We start from the raw sequence: 16,427 nt of genomic DNA, 5'->3' as shown, positions 1-16,427 counted from the left end.
CATGGCATCCGGGGCTGTAGTTATGGCGCTTTAACGCATTGCGTTAACGTCAGGGTACAATGTGATTTTGTTGCACCAGCTCATCGAGCGTGGTGTGTACGTTCTCCAGCGTTATGAGATTGGTTGAGTGATAAGTGTTGCCCGTACCGTCGCGGTCGATAGCAATCACCGTGTTGTTACCGCTGGTGGTCACGGTGAGGTAGTTGCCGAGCGTAGCGTTCTGCCCGTTCCAGCCCACCAGCAGGTCGCCGATATCGATTTTGTCGCCCTGGGCCAGCGAGAAGTTGGTCCAGGTGTCCGCTGTTCCGTTACCGCCGGTAGCGTCGTTGGCATTGAGCAGGTGATAAATCAGCGTATCGCCGTAGGCGCTGCCAGTCAGGCGATCGGCATCGACGGTACTCACCACTTGCGGATTCATATTGATGGTCAGCGTAGCGGTATCGGTATGGCCATTCTGGTCGTTAAGGGTGTAGGTAAATGTCTCTTTGGTGACGATGGTGGAGAGCGAGACATCGCTGTTGAGGGCATAGGTGTAATGACCATCAATGCCAATGGTCAGTTTGCCGTACAACCCGTTAATGATGGCGCTGGTCGTGCTGCTCAGCGGATCCAGCGTGGCGGCGCTGCCGCCCGTGCCATTCACCGTTAGCAAGGTATGCACGCTGGCAATATGGTCTCCGTCATAAATATTGCCGGTGACGCTGTTCGCTGTTGAAGTCTCGAAGTTTTGCAGATCGATTATCGTGCCTTTCACGCTGGGGGTGATGGTGATATTCCCCAGCCCCAGAGCCCCGACGCTGCCGGTATAGTCGAGGCGATAGTTGCCGGGGTGCAGTACTACCCCGCTGAGGGCAATATCGATATTGCCGCCAATCAGCAATCCGCCATTGAATGAGTTACCGGCAATCTTGACGTTGTTGCTGTCATACAGCGCCCAGGTGACGGTCAGTCCGCCCAGCGTCAGACCTGAAGCGACGTTAAAATGCAGTATGGCGTTTTGCACCGCCGTTCCCGTCGCGACTTCAATGACGCCAGTACCATTTTGTGAGGTGGGTGAAAGGAGTTGGGCGCTCCAGCTGGCGTTACCAACGCTGTTGTCGGTAAACGACCTGGATGTATCAGCCTGGGTGGTGACCGCCATCTGGCTGCTGATGTCGTTTACGGCATCCAGCGCCTGTGGGGTTGCCGTAATGTTCAGCGATGCGCTGCCGGTATCGCCATTTGGCGCTCTGACCTTATACACGAAGCTGTCCGGCGTGTTGATACCGTCTGCGCCCAGTCCGCTTCTCAGCGTGTAGGTGTAGTTCCCTCTCGCATCGATAGTCAGCGTGCCGTACTGCCCGTTAATGCTGGTAGTGCCGGTGCCGCTAACGGCGACACCATTCACTTCGGTAATAACGGTATTGGCCGGAGCCGAATCGTTGACCAGCAGGTTTCCATTGGTTGTCGCTGTCAGACTGTCGACGGCGTAGGTGTGATCCGCCTTAATATCCAGGGTGTAACCGGTCAGCAGCGTCAGACCGCCGGAGGCGTTAAGCAGGAACAGATAGTCACCGCCCGGCAGGGTGATGGTGTAGTCCGTTGAGCTACCACCTAACAGCGCCGTGACCCAGTTAGGTTTCACGCGGAACTGTTCATACTGCTGAATAGACTCGTTGAAGCGATAAACATAGAGATCAAAACCGCCCACCGTGACGCCGAGCACGCTGGCCTTGACGGTTAGCGTGCGGGTTGCGCCGTCATCTACGTTAAATTTGATCGGATTGGTTAAACCGTTAACCAGGCTGACATCCAGCACATTACCCAGTCCGACGTTGGCGAGCGTGAACCCGGTTTGCTGTGATGTGCCATGATCAACTGCGTTGACCTGCGTCCCGTAAGTCAGCGCAGCTACATCGTCTGCCGCGGTTACCGTACTGGTGGTTGGAGCCTGGCCGAGCGTTACCACCAGTTTTGCCGAGGAGTGATCGCTGCCATGCGTCAGCGTGTAGGTGAAACTTTCAGAACGACCATACACCGAGATTGACGTATTGGTCAGGGTATAGGTGTAGCTACCGTTCTGATTGATATGCAGAATACCGTATTTCCCTTGCACATCAATGCCGCCTGCCGGGATGTTCACAACGTTGCCGTTACCGTCGGTGATGGCGGTGACCAGCGTGCCGGAAGGCGCGTTATCCTGCCCGTTGGCGGGATCGGTATCGGTGATGATATTCCCGGATTCCGTGGTACCACCGATGATGGTCCCTGCGCTGGCTTTTACCACTGAGACATCAAGGCTGGTGTATGCCCCGGTCGCCAGCAGGTTGGTGTTGTAGCTGACCACGCGGTAATCACCGCCAGTCAGCCCGCTGTAATTGAGCGTTACGCCCGAGGCGCCCAGGGTGAGCAGGCTGGCGAAGTCTGGTTTCCCGGTATCCACCACTGTCACCCAGGCATTCAGCCCAGTGTCAAAGCGCTGGATAACGACTTCAAGCGTGTTCAGCAGTGACAGCACCACGCCGGTCGCAGCGGCATTGATTGTAATGGATCCACTGCCGCCAGAAGCGATGCTGAAATTCACGCTTGCCGTATCGTTCCCCAGTACGTTGGCGACATTCCCCAGCGCATTGACCAACAGGAAGCCATAATCGCTTTGATGCTCGGTGCTGACGGTCACATCGGTTTGTAGCGGCAGGCTGGTGACATTGTCTTCCGCCAGCAGCGGCAATACCGGTGCGAGAGCGCTTGTCGGCGATGAGGTATTTCCCGCCGCATCGGTCGCCGTGGCGGACAGCGACTGTCCTTCAATCTGGCGAACCGGCAGGTTTACGCTGTAGACACCGCTGCTGTTGGCGATTGCCGTCACGCTGGTGCCGCCGGGCAGAGAAATGGTGACCGTGCTTCCCGCTTCGGCGACGCCGCTGACGGTACCGCCATCGGCGCTGATCAGTATTGTTGGCGCGAGCGGTGGCGTGGTGTCCACAATCACGCTGAACGAACCGGACAACCCACTTGCACCGTTGGCGTTGGTTGCAGTGGCGGTAAACGCGTGGTTACCTTCACTGAGCGCGCCGGATGGGGTAAAGCTCCACAGCCCGTTACCGTCTGCGGTTGTGGTGCCCATTAGTACGCCGTTGTTGAACAGGCTGACGATGGCGTTAGCCTGCGCTGTTCCGCTAAGGGTTGGCAGGGTGTCATTGGTGGTTTTGCCCGCCGCGACCGGCCCCGTGATCGTGCCGACGTCATCGAACACGCTGGCAATAACAGGCGCAGGCGGTACGCCGGTAAACGGTGCCAGCACGTTACCCGCCGTGCCGATGTTGCCTGCGGCATCTTGTGCGCTAACCAGCAGCGTTTGCCCACTGATTTGCGGTGGGTTCAGCGTGAAGGTGAAATTACCGGAGGCATTGGCGGTTGCCGTGCCGAGCACCGTTCCGCCGCTGGAGGTAATAATGACCGTGCTGTTTGGCTCGGCAACGCCGGTGAGCGCGGTGCCGTTGGCGTTTACCGCCAGCCCGGTTGGGATCCCCGGGGCAACGGTATCGACCACGATCGCGGCCGCAGACGACATGCCACTGGTATTACCCGCACTGTCCGTTGCGGTGATGGTAAAGGAATGGGTGCCTTGCGCCAGCGCGGTAGCCGGGGTGTAGTTCCAGTTGCCGCTACCATCCGCCGTCACGCTGGTGACAAAACTGCCGTTATCATAAATATCAACCCGCGCGTTGGCTTCCGTGATGCCGTTTAACGTTGGGCGCGCGTCGTTAGCTGGCTGATTGCTGCCAATCGGCCCGGTATTTGGCCCAATATCATCAATAATGCTGCTGATCGAAGGCTGCGTCGGCGCCGTGGTGTCGACCACCACGCTAAAGCCTGGCGTCGCGCCGCTGGTGTTGCCCGCCGCATCGGTGGCGGTGACGGTGAAGGTGTGCGATCCATTCGCCAGCGGTGTGGTTGGGGTAAACGACCAACTGTTATTGCTTTGCACCACAGCGGTACCCAGCAGGGTGCTTCCGTCGTAGATGCTGACGGTGCTGCCTGCCTCGGCGGTGCCGTTCAGCGTCGGGCGCGCATCGTTGGTCAACTGTCCGTTGCTGAGCGCCGCATTGAACACGCCGCCTGCGATATCATCCACTACAGAGACCAGCAGTGGGACGGATGGCGCAATGGTGTCGACATTAATAGTAAACCCGCCTGAGACAGGACTCACGTTCCCGGCAGCGTCGGTGGCGATGGCGGTAAACACATGCTGGCCGTTGCCAAGTGTGGTGGTCAGATATTCCCAGGTGCCGTCTATCGTCGCAGTCACCGTTGCCAGCAGCGTGCCATTATCGTAGATGGCTACCCGGGCACCGGCTTCCGCTGAGCCGTTGAGTACGGGGCGGGTGTCGTTGGTAAAGGCTCCGTTCGACAGCGTTCCGGTTCCCGGCAACACGTCATCAAAAGCCTGGATAATCGTTGGCGCAAGCGGGGCGACGGTATCCACAACGATGTTAAATCCTGCAGACGTTGGGCTGATATTTCCGGCCGCGTCGGTGGCTGTTACCGTCAGCGCGTGGTTACCGTTGCCAAGCTGGGTTCCAGGTGTGAAGCTCCAGGCGCCCGTACCATCCGCGGAAGTAAAGCCGATTAACGATCCGTTATCGTAAATTCTCACCGTGGAATTGGCTTCCGCCGTACCGCTAAGTGTCGGAAGTGGATCGTTCGTGGCCTGACCGTTGTTCAGATTACCGATCAGCGGGCCGACATCATCTGCAACCTGAGTAATCACCGGTGCTGTCGGTGCCAAAGTATCGACGGTGTAGGTAAAGCCGCCAGAAGGCAGACTGGTATTGCCAGCGCTATCTGTAGCCGTGACGGTCAGAGTATGCAGGCCGTTACCTAATGCCGCGGAGGGCGTAAAACTCCAGGTTCCGCCTGCGCCGACGATGGTGGTGCCAATGGGTTGACCATCGCTCAGCACGGTAATGGTCGCGCCAATTTCACCGGTACCGCTGAGCGCCGGGCGACTTTCGTTGCTGATTTGCCCGTTGGAGATAGGCCCGGTTGTCGGCGCGGTATTGTCCTGAACGGTCAGAATTACCGGTGCTGATGGGGCAATTGAATCGACCAGAACGCTGAACGAGGCGGAGGCTCCACTGGTGTTGCCAGCCGCGTCCGTCGCCGTCACGGTAAAGATATTTTCGCCCTGAGCCAGCGCGCTGGTAGGGGTGAAGCTCCAGCTACCGGAGCCATCGGCATTTGCGGTGCCGATGATCGTACCATTACTGCGAATAGTGACAATGGCATTGGGTTCGGTAATGCCATTCAGCGTGGGTTGGGCATCATTGGTCAGTTGGCCGTTGGTCAGCAGAGTGCTTCCCGGTTGATCGTCGATAACTGACACAATCGTTGGCACTACTGGTGGGAGTGTGTCGACCAACAGCGAGAATGGCGCTGTTGCCGGGCTGACGTTACCAGCAGCGTCCGTGACCGTGGCGGTCAACGCGTGATTGCCCTCGCCGAGCGCCGGAGAAGGCGTAAAGCTCCAGATGCCGCTTCCGTCGCTGGTGGTTGTGCCAATCACCGTGCCGTTATCGCGGATGGTGACTACGCTATTGGCTTCGGTGGTACCTGCCAGGGTTGGCGTATTATCGTTGGTTGCCTGCCCGGAAATGAGCGTGGACGTTACACCTACATCATCGGTTACTGACACAATGATCGGCGCCGAAGGCAGGCCCGTATCAACCGTAATCGGGTATGGGGCAGATGCAACTCCCTGGTTTCCGGCGGCGTCGGTGGCGCGCGCGGTAAAGGTGTGAATACCGTCGCTCAGGGCATTCTGCGGGGTAAAGCTCCAGTTTCCGCTGCTGTTTACGGTCGTGGTTCCGATGGACTCGCCGCCGTCATAAACCGTAATGGTCGCCCCAATTTCGCCAGTACCACTCAACGTAGGACGCGTGTCGTTGGTGCTTTGTCCACTGCCGACATTGCCCGTCACCGGAGCCACGTCATCAGTAACGGCGGTGATGTCTGGCGCGAGCGGCGCGGTGGTATCGATGGTAATGGCATAGTTTGGCGACAGGCCGCTGGTGTCGAGTCCAACCGTTTGAGAGACCGCGTAGTTCCAGGTCGTGCCGTCCGCCAGCGCGCTGGGGATGGTGTAGCTCCAGGCACCGGTACTCGCGTCAGCCGGGACGGTGATCAGCAGAATTCCGTTTTGGTAGATATGTACATCAGCGCCGGCTGTTGCCACGCCTTGTAAGGTTGGCTGCGTGTCATTGGTCGTTTTTCCGTTACCAATTTCAGTTAAACCGGAAGGAACATCGTCGATGATTTGCAAAGTCGGTGGGTGTGGAAGGCCCGAGATAGAGGCGGTAAACGATGTTTCTCCGCTTTGGTTGCCCGCCTGATCCTGAGCGATCGCGTTCATTGTTTCACCCGCCGTCTGAGCCGGTGAAATCGTGACGGTGTAAGCGCCGGTAATGCTGTCAGCAACGGCCTGGCCGAGGACCGTGGTGCCATTTCTGATGATGACGGTGCTGCCCGGTTCGGCTGTCCCGTTCACCAGCGTACCGTTATTATCTATGATGGTTACGATGGGGGCAGGTGGCGCTTGCGTATCGGTTGTTATAATTACCGGGTTGCCCGCCGGGAGGCTATTACCTGCCGCATCCTGTGCGCCAAAGGTCAGCGTATGTTCCACATTGGCAGAAAGCGGAACGTCCACGCTCCATTTACCATCGGCTCCTACCGTGATGTTTAGCGGGATGAGATTGCCATTATCATAGATTAGGATCGTACTGCCCGGAGTTCCCGTTCCGCTGACGGTGGGGGAGAGATCGTCCGTCACGCTTCCATTGCCGAGTGTACCGGTAATCACGCCGACGTTATCTGCAATATCCGTCACCTGCGGGGCGGTAAGCGGTGTCGAATTCACCGTAAACGAAATGCTGTTTGAGGTGCCGCTGGGGTTGCCTGCAGCATCGGTGGCGACTGCCGTCAGCGTGTAGGTGCCGTTGGGCAGCGCCGTCGTCGGTGTGATGCTCCACAAACCATTTACTACGGTAGTAGTGCCTATGACGGTAGTGCCGTTATACAGCGTAATGATCGAGCCGCTCTCCCCGGTTCCGCGCACAGTTGGCGTACTGTCATCGGTTGTGCCGTTTGCTGGGATATCTCCCAGAACAGTGCCTGCGTTGTCATTTGCAGCAGAGATCGTAGGTGTTGCCGGAGGCGTAATATCAATGTTCAGGGTGACGGCAGTCGACGGCTGGCTGACGTTGCCTGCCGGATCGGTTGCGGTGATGGTGACCTGATAACTGTCCGGGTTAATAGCCGTGGTCGGCGTAAAGCTCCATGTGCCGTCCGCACCAACCTTGGTGGTGCCCAGCGGCGTAGCGTTGCCATCGAGATACACCGAAATAACATCACCTGCTGTACCGGTACCGCTAAAGGTTGGCGTGGTGTCATTAGTGTTGCCATTCGTCACGACACCCGTAACCGGAGCCACATCGTCGGTAATGATGGGCGCGCCAGGCTGTGCGGGAGGCGTATTGTCTACCGTCAGGGTAAAGCTTGCCGACGGGATCCCGGTGTTGCCCGCAACGTCAGTCGCTGTGGCGGTGAATTGATGCGGTCCTTCAGGAAGCGCATTTGGCGGCGTAAATGTCCATGTACCATTAGGCTGGACGATGGTGTTACCCAACGTTGTGCCGTTATCTGCAACGGTGATGGTAGCTCCCGGCTCGCCAGTCCCCGAAAGAACAGGGGTGGTACTTTTCGTACTGCCGCCGTTTGCCAGGGGGAGAGTGGCGCTGCCTATCAGTCCCTCCCCGGCGACGATAACCGGTGCGGCTGGCGGCGTGGTATCGATGGTTAACGTAAAGCTCCCGGCGTTGCTGGCGTTGCCTGCAACGTCCGTTCCGATAGCGGATAAATTGTGTAAGCCTTCGCTGAGCGGTTGGCTGAGTTGAATACTCCAGGTGCCTCCGGGTAAAACAGTCGTGCTTCCAATTGGCGTAGCCCCATCATAGATGGTGACCGTAGAACCGGCTGTTCCGGTACCTTTCAGCACTGGCAAGGTATCGTTTGAACGGCTTCCGGTAGGTAGATCGATAGGCGCATTCCCAACGTCGTCGGTCACAGCCAAAATGACAGGATCGCTTGGCGGTTGGGTATCTACGGTAACGCTGACCACTGTGGGTGAGGTGGTGACATTACCGGCGGCATCGGTTGCCGATACCGTAAACTGATGGGTGCGATCGCTGAGCGCCTGACTTCCCGGAACGGTATAGATCCAGGTACCCGAGTTGTCGACAAGAATTACCGTCAACAGCTGAATGCCATCGTACAGGCTCACCAGTGAACCTGGTTCACCAGTACCCGAGATGGTTGGCGTATTGTCGTTGGTGATCCAACCGTTGTTTGCCACACTACCCGTAATGCTGCCAACATCATCGTTAACCAACGTTATCACTGGAACTGTTGGGGCAATGGTATCGACAATAATTTTCCAGCTTGCCGCGCTGCTGGCGTTATTCGCGGCGTCTGTGGCGGTCACCGTGAAGATGTGAGCGCCCTCGCCCAGCGCCGAGGCTGGCGTATAGTCCCAGTTACCGTTGATATCAGCGGTAACGGTCGTCAGCAGGATGCCGTTATCGTAAATTTTGACCTGAGAACCTGCTTCGGCGGTGCCTTCCAGTTTAGGTTTGCTGTCGTTAGTGACGTCGCCGTTATCGAGAGGGCCCTGGTACATGGGCTGGTCATCCGTCACGGCGGTAATGATGGGTGTTCCGGGGGCTGTGATATCCGGCGCCAGCGCGGAAGTCGGCTGACTCTCGTTATTGCTGCTGTCCGTTGCGGTGACGTTTACCGTTTCGCCGTTCTTTTGCGATGGCGTAATCGACACGGCGAAGTTGCCGCCGCTGTCAGCCTGGCCTACGCCAATCTGATTACCGTTGCTGTCTTTGACGGTGACGGTGCTTCCCGCTTCAGCTTGTCCACTCACAGACCCGCCGTCACCGGCGACGATAACGCCAGTAGGCGCATCAGGTGCCGTGGTATCCGGTGCGGTAATCGCGCTGTTGCCGCTGGTATTGCCAGCCGCATCCGTCGCGTTGGCGACAAGATGTTCTCCGTTGGTCTGCGGCGGAAGCAGCGTGGCGGTGAAACTTCCGTTCGGGCCGGCGGTTGTCGTTCCAATAATTGTGCCATCTGGGCCCAGAATATGTACCGTGCTATTGGATTCTGCGGTGCCGGTAACCTGATCGCCAGTGGGATTTATCAGCAAGTTAGCCGGCGGCTGCGGGGCCGTGATGTCTGGCGCAAGTGCAGTTTCCGGTGGGCTTGGGTTTCCGGCTGGATCGGTGGCGATAGCGGTAATGGTTTCGCCATTGGTCTGTGGCGGGTTAATGGTAATGGTAAATGCGCCATCCGTTCCGGCGACGCCGCTGCCGATCTGAACATTATTGCCGTCGGTAATAACCACGGTATTGCCCGGCTCAGTTGTCCCGGTGACGACGCTACCATCAGCGGAAACGCTGACATCGTCCGGCGCTGGCGGTGGCAGAGTGTCAATGCTGATATTAAATGCCGCCGACATACCTCCTGTCCCTGACTGGTTTGTCGCCGTGGCGCTGAAGGCGTGTGGGCCGTCAGGCAAGAGCGTAGCGGAGGTCCAGGTCCAGTTGCCGCTGGTATCGGCAAGCACGCTTACAACAAACACCCCGTTGTTATAAATATTAACCGTGCTGTTGGCATCCGCAGTACCCGAGAGCGTAGGCGTTGGGTCGTTAGTGGCCTGATTATTGTTCAATGGTCCGGTTGAAGGGGCAACATCATCCATAATGCTGACGATAACGGGTACGCCCGGGTAGCCAGAGTTGGTGGCATTGAAGGACGTGTCTGGCCCGACGTTGCCTGCCCGGTCCTGAATCTTCGCGATCAGGGCTTCACCGTGCGTCTGTGAGGGAGAAATCGCGATCGAGAAATTACCGGTTTGATCAACGGTGGTTGAACCTAAAACCTGATTATTGCTGCCGATAATAATGACCAGGCTTCCCGCTTCCGCGCTCCCGGTCACCGTTGTACCTTCCGGATTAACGGAAGTAATGACCGCGGCGGCAGGCGGGGTAGTATCAACTGTGAATGTTGGCACGCTCGTTTCCGCGCTGACGTTACCCGCGGCGTCAGTTTGCGTCAGCGTCAGATTGTGAACGCCGTCGCTGAGCGGCGTGTCGGGTGTAAACGTCCAGTTACCATTGTCATCCACCTGAACCATGCCAATCAGAATGCCATTATCAGAAATGCTGATAAAACTACCTGCCTCGCCTGTGCCTGTGAGAGTTGGCGTGGCATCGTCGGTTATGCCGTTATTGGCGATAAGTCCGGTGATGGAACCAACATTGTCGATTTCCTGCGTGACCACAGGGGCGTCGGGGGCAAGCGTATCGACAATAATCTCCCAGCTGTCCGACATGCCGCTGCTGCCCGTACCGTCTGATGCACTGACGGTAAACTGGTGGGTACCGTCTGCGAGCGGAGATGATGGCGTAAACGACCAGTTGCCGTTGGCATCGATAGTGACCTGGCCTATTTCGACGCCGTTATCAAAAATATGCAATGTGGCATTTGCGGGACCGGTGCCCTGCAGAGTGGGTGTATTATCGTTGGTGGATTCCTGCTGATTAACAGGACCAGTAATCAGCTCCTGGTTATCGATTACGCTGGTAATAACGGGTACGTCAGGCATGTTAGGGGTTGTCGTTGGCGGTGTGCCACCATCGCCGTCGCCACTACCGTTCCCACCGTTTCCTTCACCATTGCCGTTACCTTCACCGTTGCCATTGCCATTGCCATTGCCATTGCCGTTCCCACCACTACCGTTCCCGGCGTTATTATCACTTCCTCCACCGCCGCCACCGCCACCACCACCCGCAGCAAGGCCAATTCCGCCCGCGACCGCGATCCCGCCAAGAACCCACGGCCAGACGGCGCCGCCTTCATGGCTACCTTCGGCCGTCATCAGCGGAGTGAGATCGTCCAGATGCTGGAAATGGAATGCCCCGTCAGTATCCTGAACCCACCATAGCGCGCCATTGCTGTCTTCCAGAACAAGCTGGTTTTGCGCATCACCTTTTCCGACATAGAAGTTTTTAATGGTGATGGTTTCACCTGAGCGGAGTGTGACAACCAAGTCCTGATTAACGCGTGTCAGTTGGCTCACCTCCTCACGTGACACCGACAGTTTCACGATAGAAGGCGAACTGAGCGTAACTTCAGAGGATTCAACATTTGTGGAAACGCCAGTTAATTTTGATACAACGGCGAGTAGACGCATATGTTCACTCCTGATGGCATGCCGGGAGTATTAATCCGCAACAGCGCGTTGGGAAAATGAGCAGACAGGGGCCCGTTCATCATAAAGATGAATTTACACATGTAATTTCATTGATTAGGTCAAGCAGATGTTATTTTATTGATTAATTACGTTCGGGCCCTTTGGGTTGAATAGTTCTTTCGTATTAGATGATATAGTCAGAAAGAAAGTATTCTGCAACTTATCCATATTAAAAAAGTATTTAGTGATTTGAAAAGGATACTTTCCAGTATGCTTTTAACGATCTCAGCTATTATAACATATTGTATTTTATGGTTTTTATTTTAGCGTGAATACGCATTAATATAATAAACACCAGTAATAATAGTGTTATTAAATAAGTAAAAATATGAGCGTAATGGTCTTGAACTTTTATTTTATTAGACTATGGACTGCTATCGTAACGTCAGGGAGGTTTATTTCATACCTGAACGATTCAGCACAAATAAACTATAAACCTGGTGAATGTATTGGGTGGGTTTCAATAACTAAAAAATAAGAACCAGCCTCAGAATGAGAGACTGGTCACAGGGAAGTTTCGTTTAGCGGCCAGCATTTTTCATAATACGCGCTTTATCTACCTGCCATTCGCGTTCTTTCACATCGGAACGCTTATCGTGCTGTTTCTTACCTTTCGCGACGCCAATTTTCACTTTGCACCAGGCGTTTTTCCAGTACAGCGAAAGCGCAACGACGGTATAACCATCACGATTCATACGACCATACAGAGAGTCGAGCTCACGCTGGTTTAACAACAGCTTACGGGTACGGGTGGGATCGCAGACCACGTGTGTTGAGGCCACCGCCATCGGCGTGAAGTTGGCGCCAAACAGGAACGCTTCGCCGTCTTTGAGAATGACATAGCTGTCGCCGATGTTAGCTTTACCCGCGCGCAGGGATTTGACTTCCCAACCTTGCAGGGCGAGTCCAGCTTCGAACTCTTCTTCAATAAAGTATTCGTGTCGTGCGCGCTTGTTCAGCGCGATTGTGGCTGAGCCAGGTTTGTGTGCTTTTTTCTTCGTCATAATGCCGCTCAGTATAGGTAATCTGGAATCGAAAAACACCCCATTTCATCCAGCGGGGCGCAAGGCGCTATCTTAGCACGAGTTAGGCTATAGCGTTTTTTTTAGCAGGTGATAAATGGTATTATTTGTGTGATTGATATTGATGGGAATTGTTATGCCTCAGATTAGCCGGACCGCTTTAGTACCTTACAGTGCGGAACAGATGTATCAGTTAGTGAATGATGTTAAATCCTATCCCCAGTTTTTGCCGGGTTGCACTGGTAGCCGCGTCCTGGAGTCGACTCCGGGACAAATGACGGCCGCTGTGGATGTTTCGAAAGCAGGGATTAGCAAAACATTCACCACGCGCAATCAACTGACCAGTAACCAGAGCATCCTGATGCATCTGGTCGATGGACCGTTCAAGAAACTGATTGGCGGCTGGAAGTTTACGCCACTGAGTCATGAAGCGTGTCGTATTGAATTTCATCTCGATTTTGAGTTTACCAATAAGTTAATCGAGCTGGCGTTTGGCCGTATCTTTAAAGAACTGGCTTCAAATATGGTGCAAGCCTTCACGGTTCGCGCGAAAGAGGTTTACAGTGTCAGCGTCGGCTAAAATTGTCGTTGAAGTGGCGTACGCGCTGCCTGAGAAACAGTATTTACAGCGCGTAACGCTGCAGCAGGGTGCAACAGTGGAAGAGGCTATCCGCGCTTCCGGGCTGCTGGAGTTACGAACCGATATCGATCTCAGTAAAAACAAAGTGGGTATCTACAGCCGTCCGGTAAAGCTTGCTGATGTTCTGCATGACGGCGATCGGGTGGAAATTTACCGGCCACTGATTGCTGATCCAAAAGAGCTGCGCAGACAGCGAGCAGAGAAATCCGCTAAAAAATAACAGACAATAAAAAAGGTGCTCATTGAGCACCTTTTTTTGATCTTCAAACCTACTTGTTGTCGGTCAGAGCGGGTTTGTTATCAATGTTGGTCAATACGCCGCTGCTGTTAAAGGTCAGCGTCAGCGTTTGCTGGGTTACGCCTTCATGTCCAGGCTGCTGACGGAACACATAAAACCAGGTGTTAGTGCCAAAAGGATCGGACATCATTGGTGTACCCAGGGCATAAGCAACCTGTTGTTGCGTCATACCCGTGCGCACTTTGGCGACATCGGTCGGTGTCAGATAATTCCCCTGGTTGATGTCAGGGCGGTAAACCACTCGCTCCAGAGTGGAACAGCCTGCAGTCAACATCAGTAGTACTGCTGCAGCAGCAGTCAGCGTTTTACAGCGCATAGTGATTTGATTCCTTTTCGGGCCCGAGCAGTACGCGGCTCATATGTAATATGCCGATGATAATAGACCTTTCACCACTTTAAAACCTTTTGCTGTCGGGTCGGTCGGCGATTTTATGTTGAACTCAGACCTTCACAAGGTAAAAAAGTTTATGCCGCCAGCAGTTCTTTTGCATTTGCGAGGGTATTGCGCGTCACTTCGCTACCGCCAAGCAGGCGGGCTAATTCCTGCAGGCGAGCGCGTTTATCAAGCGGCTGCATGTGTGTTTCCGTCATCGCGCCATCCGTTTCTTTACTGACGTAGAAGTGTTGGTGACCACAGCCAGCAACCTGCGGCAGGTGAGTCACACACATTACCTGAGTTGACTCGCCTAACTGACGCAGCATTTTGCCCACCACCGCAGCAGTTGGGCCGCTGATACCCACGTCCACTTCATCGAAAATCAGCGCCGGAGTTTCCATTTTACGTGCGGTAATGACCTGAATCGCCAGCGCAATACGCGACAGCTCCCCGCCGGAAGCCACTTTCGCAATTGGCTGTAACGGCTGACCCGGGTTAGTCGTCACTTTAAACTCAACGCGATCGGCTCCGTCTGCGCTCAGATGGTGCTCCTCAAATTTCACATCAATGCAAAAGACACCGTGCGGCATCGAGAGAGTATGCATGCTCTCTGTAATAAGTTGTCCCAGCTCCTGAGCATAATGTTGGCGCTGCTGGTGCAGCATTTTTGCCGTTTCCAATGCCTGCAAATGGTGATTGTTCACCGCCAGGGTTAAAGTTTCGAGCGAGTCGGCCTGATCGTCCAGTTGCTGTTGTTCATCCAGCAATGACTGATAGAACTGTGGCAGCGCTTCAGGGGCAACATGATGCTTACGCGCCAGCGAGATTTGTTTAGAAATGCGCTGCTCAAGTTCGAACAAACGATTAGGGTCTAAATCCAGACGATCGCAATAGTGGCGCAGCTCGTCGCTGGCTTCGCTGAGCTGGATAGTGGCCTCTTCCAGCATATCCAGAATACCGGAAAGCTTGCCGTCCATGCCTGCCAGTTCAGTAACCAGGTGCTTTGCGGTGTACAGCTGGCTTTGCAAATTGATGTCTTCACCATCCGCCAGGATAGCCAGCGCCTGCTGGCTGGTGGTGAGCAATTGCCCGCTGTTAGCCAGACGCTTGTACTCTTCATCAATTTGCTCAAATTCGCCCGGCTGCGGGTTGAATTCGTTCAGTTCCTTTAACTGGTATTGCAATAGTTCCGCCCGGGCTGCGCGTTCCTGACTTTGTTGTTGATGATGCGCCAGGTCACGACAGCTTTGGTGCCACAACTGGTAGCGCGCAGCCATTTCTTGAGTCAGGGACGCTTCATTGGCGTAACCGTCCAGCAGGGATTTTTGGTGTTCTGATTTAGTCAGGAGCTGATGTGCATGCTGACCGTGGATTTGAATAAGTAACTGGCCCAGTTCGCGCAACTGCGACAATGGAACGGCGGTACCGTTAATAAAGCCACGAGAGCGGCCGTCGCTGCTGATTACGCGACGCAGTAGACACTCACGGCCTTCCTCAAGCTGGTTCTCTTCCAGCCAGCGCAGAGCTGCGGGGGTATCTTTTAAGGCAAAACGGGCGCAGAGGTCGGCTCGCGTGGCGCCTGCACGCACCATGTCGGCGTCTGCGCGTCCGCCCAGACATAAACCGAGAGCATCAATGGCAATGGATTTACCCGCACCGGTCTCACCGGTAATAACGGTCATTCCGTTCTGGAAATCGATCTCAAGTTCACGAACGATAGCGAAATTGCTGATGGTCAGTTGTGCCAACATAGCTGTTTTCCTGTATGAAAAACCATAACTGTAATTACATACAGTATAAACTGGTTTTTTATACAGTAAAGAGGTTAGCGTTAAATTAGAATAATTTTTTTGACCAGCCTAGTTTTGTACTTAATGTATTGAAATAGCTGTAATCTTTTGGATGTATCAGGTTCAGATGATAATCACAGCGGCGAATCAATACGTCTTCACCTTCCTGTATAGGCAGGGCTATTTGGCTGTCACAGCTGATCTCGAGATCGTTCCGGCGATGAGAAAAACGCAGGCGTATAGTGCTGCTACTGTTGATCACCAGCGGTCGCGCGGAAAGCGTATGCGGAAACATCGGAACCAGCGTAATGGCATCCAGAGAAGGTGTCAGAATTGGGCCTCCGGCAGAGAGCGAGTAGGCGGTAGAACCAGTTGGTGTGGAGATAATCAACCCATCTGAACGTTGAGAGAAGGCAAAGATTTCATCGATATAGACTTCGAATTCAATCATGTGCGCCACTTTCCCAGGGTGCAGCACAACTTCATTGATCGCAGTGCTAATGCGCTTCTGGCAATCCTGTTGGCATACCTGGGCTTCGAGTAAAAAGCGCTTTTCGCTGATGTAGTGGCCTTCCAGCACGTCAGCTAGCTGCTGTTGGGCATTGTCTGGGTCAAGGTCAGTCAGGAAACCAAGGTTGCCGCGGTTAATGCCAATAACCTTGATGTCATAACGTGCCAGAGTGCGTGCGGCGCCCAGCATATTGCCGTCGCCGCCGACGACCACGGCGAGGTCTGCCTGCTGGCCAATCTCTGCGAGCGTACCGGTTTTCACATTTTTCAGCTGTAGCTCGTGGGCGATTTGTTGCTCAACGATAACCTCATAACCTTTGGCGCACAGCCAGCGGTAGAGCATTTCATGTGTGGTCAGTGCAGTGGGGTGACGTGGATGCCCCACAATGCCAATACACTTGAAATGTTTGTTCATTTTCTCGAGGTCCT

7 protein-coding genes are annotated in these 16,427 nt (G+C 54.8%); 2 read left to right on the top strand and 5 right to left on the bottom strand.

All coding sequences use genetic code 11. The annotated features are described in order from the left end of the window. Window positions 1–49: 49 nt before the first annotated feature. Both OGV80_RS14520 and smpB read right to left on the bottom strand, forming a co-directional pair. Entirely contained in the window at window positions 50–11,302 is an 11,253-nt protein-coding gene (locus tag OGV80_RS14520) for a BapA/Bap/LapF family large adhesin (protein WP_286515185.1), read from the bottom strand. A 581-nt stretch (window positions 11,303–11,883) separates the two neighbouring features. Further along, a complete protein-coding gene (gene smpB, locus OGV80_RS14515) occupies window positions 11,884–12,366 on the bottom strand; it encodes an SsrA-binding protein SmpB (RefSeq protein ID WP_043017973.1) in 483 nt (160 codons plus the stop codon). Window positions 12,367–12,520: 154 nt separating this feature from the next. On the opposite strand from smpB, the gene ratA reads away from it, so the two are divergent. Next, window positions 12,521–12,964, top strand: coding sequence for a type II toxin-antitoxin system toxin RatA (gene ratA, locus OGV80_RS14510; RefSeq protein WP_003031213.1), 444 nt, complete (start codon window positions 12,521–12,523; stop codon window positions 12,962–12,964). Further along, the gene (locus OGV80_RS14505) at window positions 12,948–13,244 is read left to right on the top strand and encodes an RnfH family protein (protein WP_003839823.1); all 297 of its coding nucleotides are present in this window, start codon (window positions 12,948–12,950) and stop codon (window positions 13,242–13,244) included. Before ratA ends, OGV80_RS14505 begins: the two co-directional genes overlap by 17 nt. Before the next feature lie 49 nt (window positions 13,245–13,293). Here OGV80_RS14505 and bamE read toward each other — a convergent pair whose 3' ends face one another. From bamE to nadK, 3 genes are all read right to left on the bottom strand, one after another. Next, window positions 13,294–13,638: an outer membrane protein assembly factor BamE gene (gene bamE, locus OGV80_RS14500; RefSeq protein ID WP_003826401.1), complete on the bottom strand. Its 345-nt coding sequence runs from the start codon at window positions 13,636–13,638 to the stop codon at window positions 13,294–13,296. A gap of 149 nt (window positions 13,639–13,787) precedes the next feature. Further along, on the bottom strand, window positions 13,788–15,449 hold the full coding sequence (gene recN, locus OGV80_RS14495; protein WP_047409398.1) for a DNA repair protein RecN: 1,662 nt from the start codon (window positions 15,447–15,449) through the stop codon (window positions 13,788–13,790). 85 nt (window positions 15,450–15,534) lie between these two features. Next, window positions 15,535–16,413 (bottom strand): NAD(+) kinase, encoded by an 879-nt coding sequence (nadK, locus tag OGV80_RS14490; RefSeq protein WP_032944608.1) that lies wholly within the window; start codon window positions 16,411–16,413, stop codon window positions 15,535–15,537. Window positions 16,414–16,427: the final 14 nt, after the last annotated feature.

The sequence above is a fragment of the Citrobacter sp. Ce119 genome, assembly GCF_030334525.1.
Taxonomy (GTDB): domain Bacteria; phylum Pseudomonadota; class Gammaproteobacteria; order Enterobacterales; family Enterobacteriaceae; genus Citrobacter; species Citrobacter europaeus.
This window is presented reverse-complemented; position numbering and strand designations above follow the sequence as displayed.

Excerpts from the sequence above, each read along its gene's own strand:
- OGV80_RS14520 (WP_286515185.1), bottom strand. The coding sequence starts at position 11,302 with ATGCGTCTACTCGCCGTTGTATCAAAATTAACTGGCGTTTCCACAAAT.
- smpB (WP_043017973.1), bottom strand. The coding sequence starts at position 12,366 with ATGACGAAGAAAAAAGCACACAAACCTGGCTCAGCCACAATCGCGCTG.
- ratA (WP_003031213.1), top strand. The coding sequence starts at position 12,521 with ATGCCTCAGATTAGCCGGACCGCTTTAGTACCTTACAGTGCGGAACAG.
- bamE (WP_003826401.1), bottom strand. The coding sequence starts at position 13,638 with ATGCGCTGTAAAACGCTGACTGCTGCTGCAGCAGTACTACTGATGTTG.
- recN (WP_047409398.1), bottom strand. The coding sequence starts at position 15,449 with ATGTTGGCACAACTGACCATCAGCAATTTCGCTATCGTTCGTGAACTT.
- nadK (WP_032944608.1), bottom strand. The coding sequence starts at position 16,413 with ATGAACAAACATTTCAAGTGTATTGGCATTGTGGGGCATCCACGTCAC.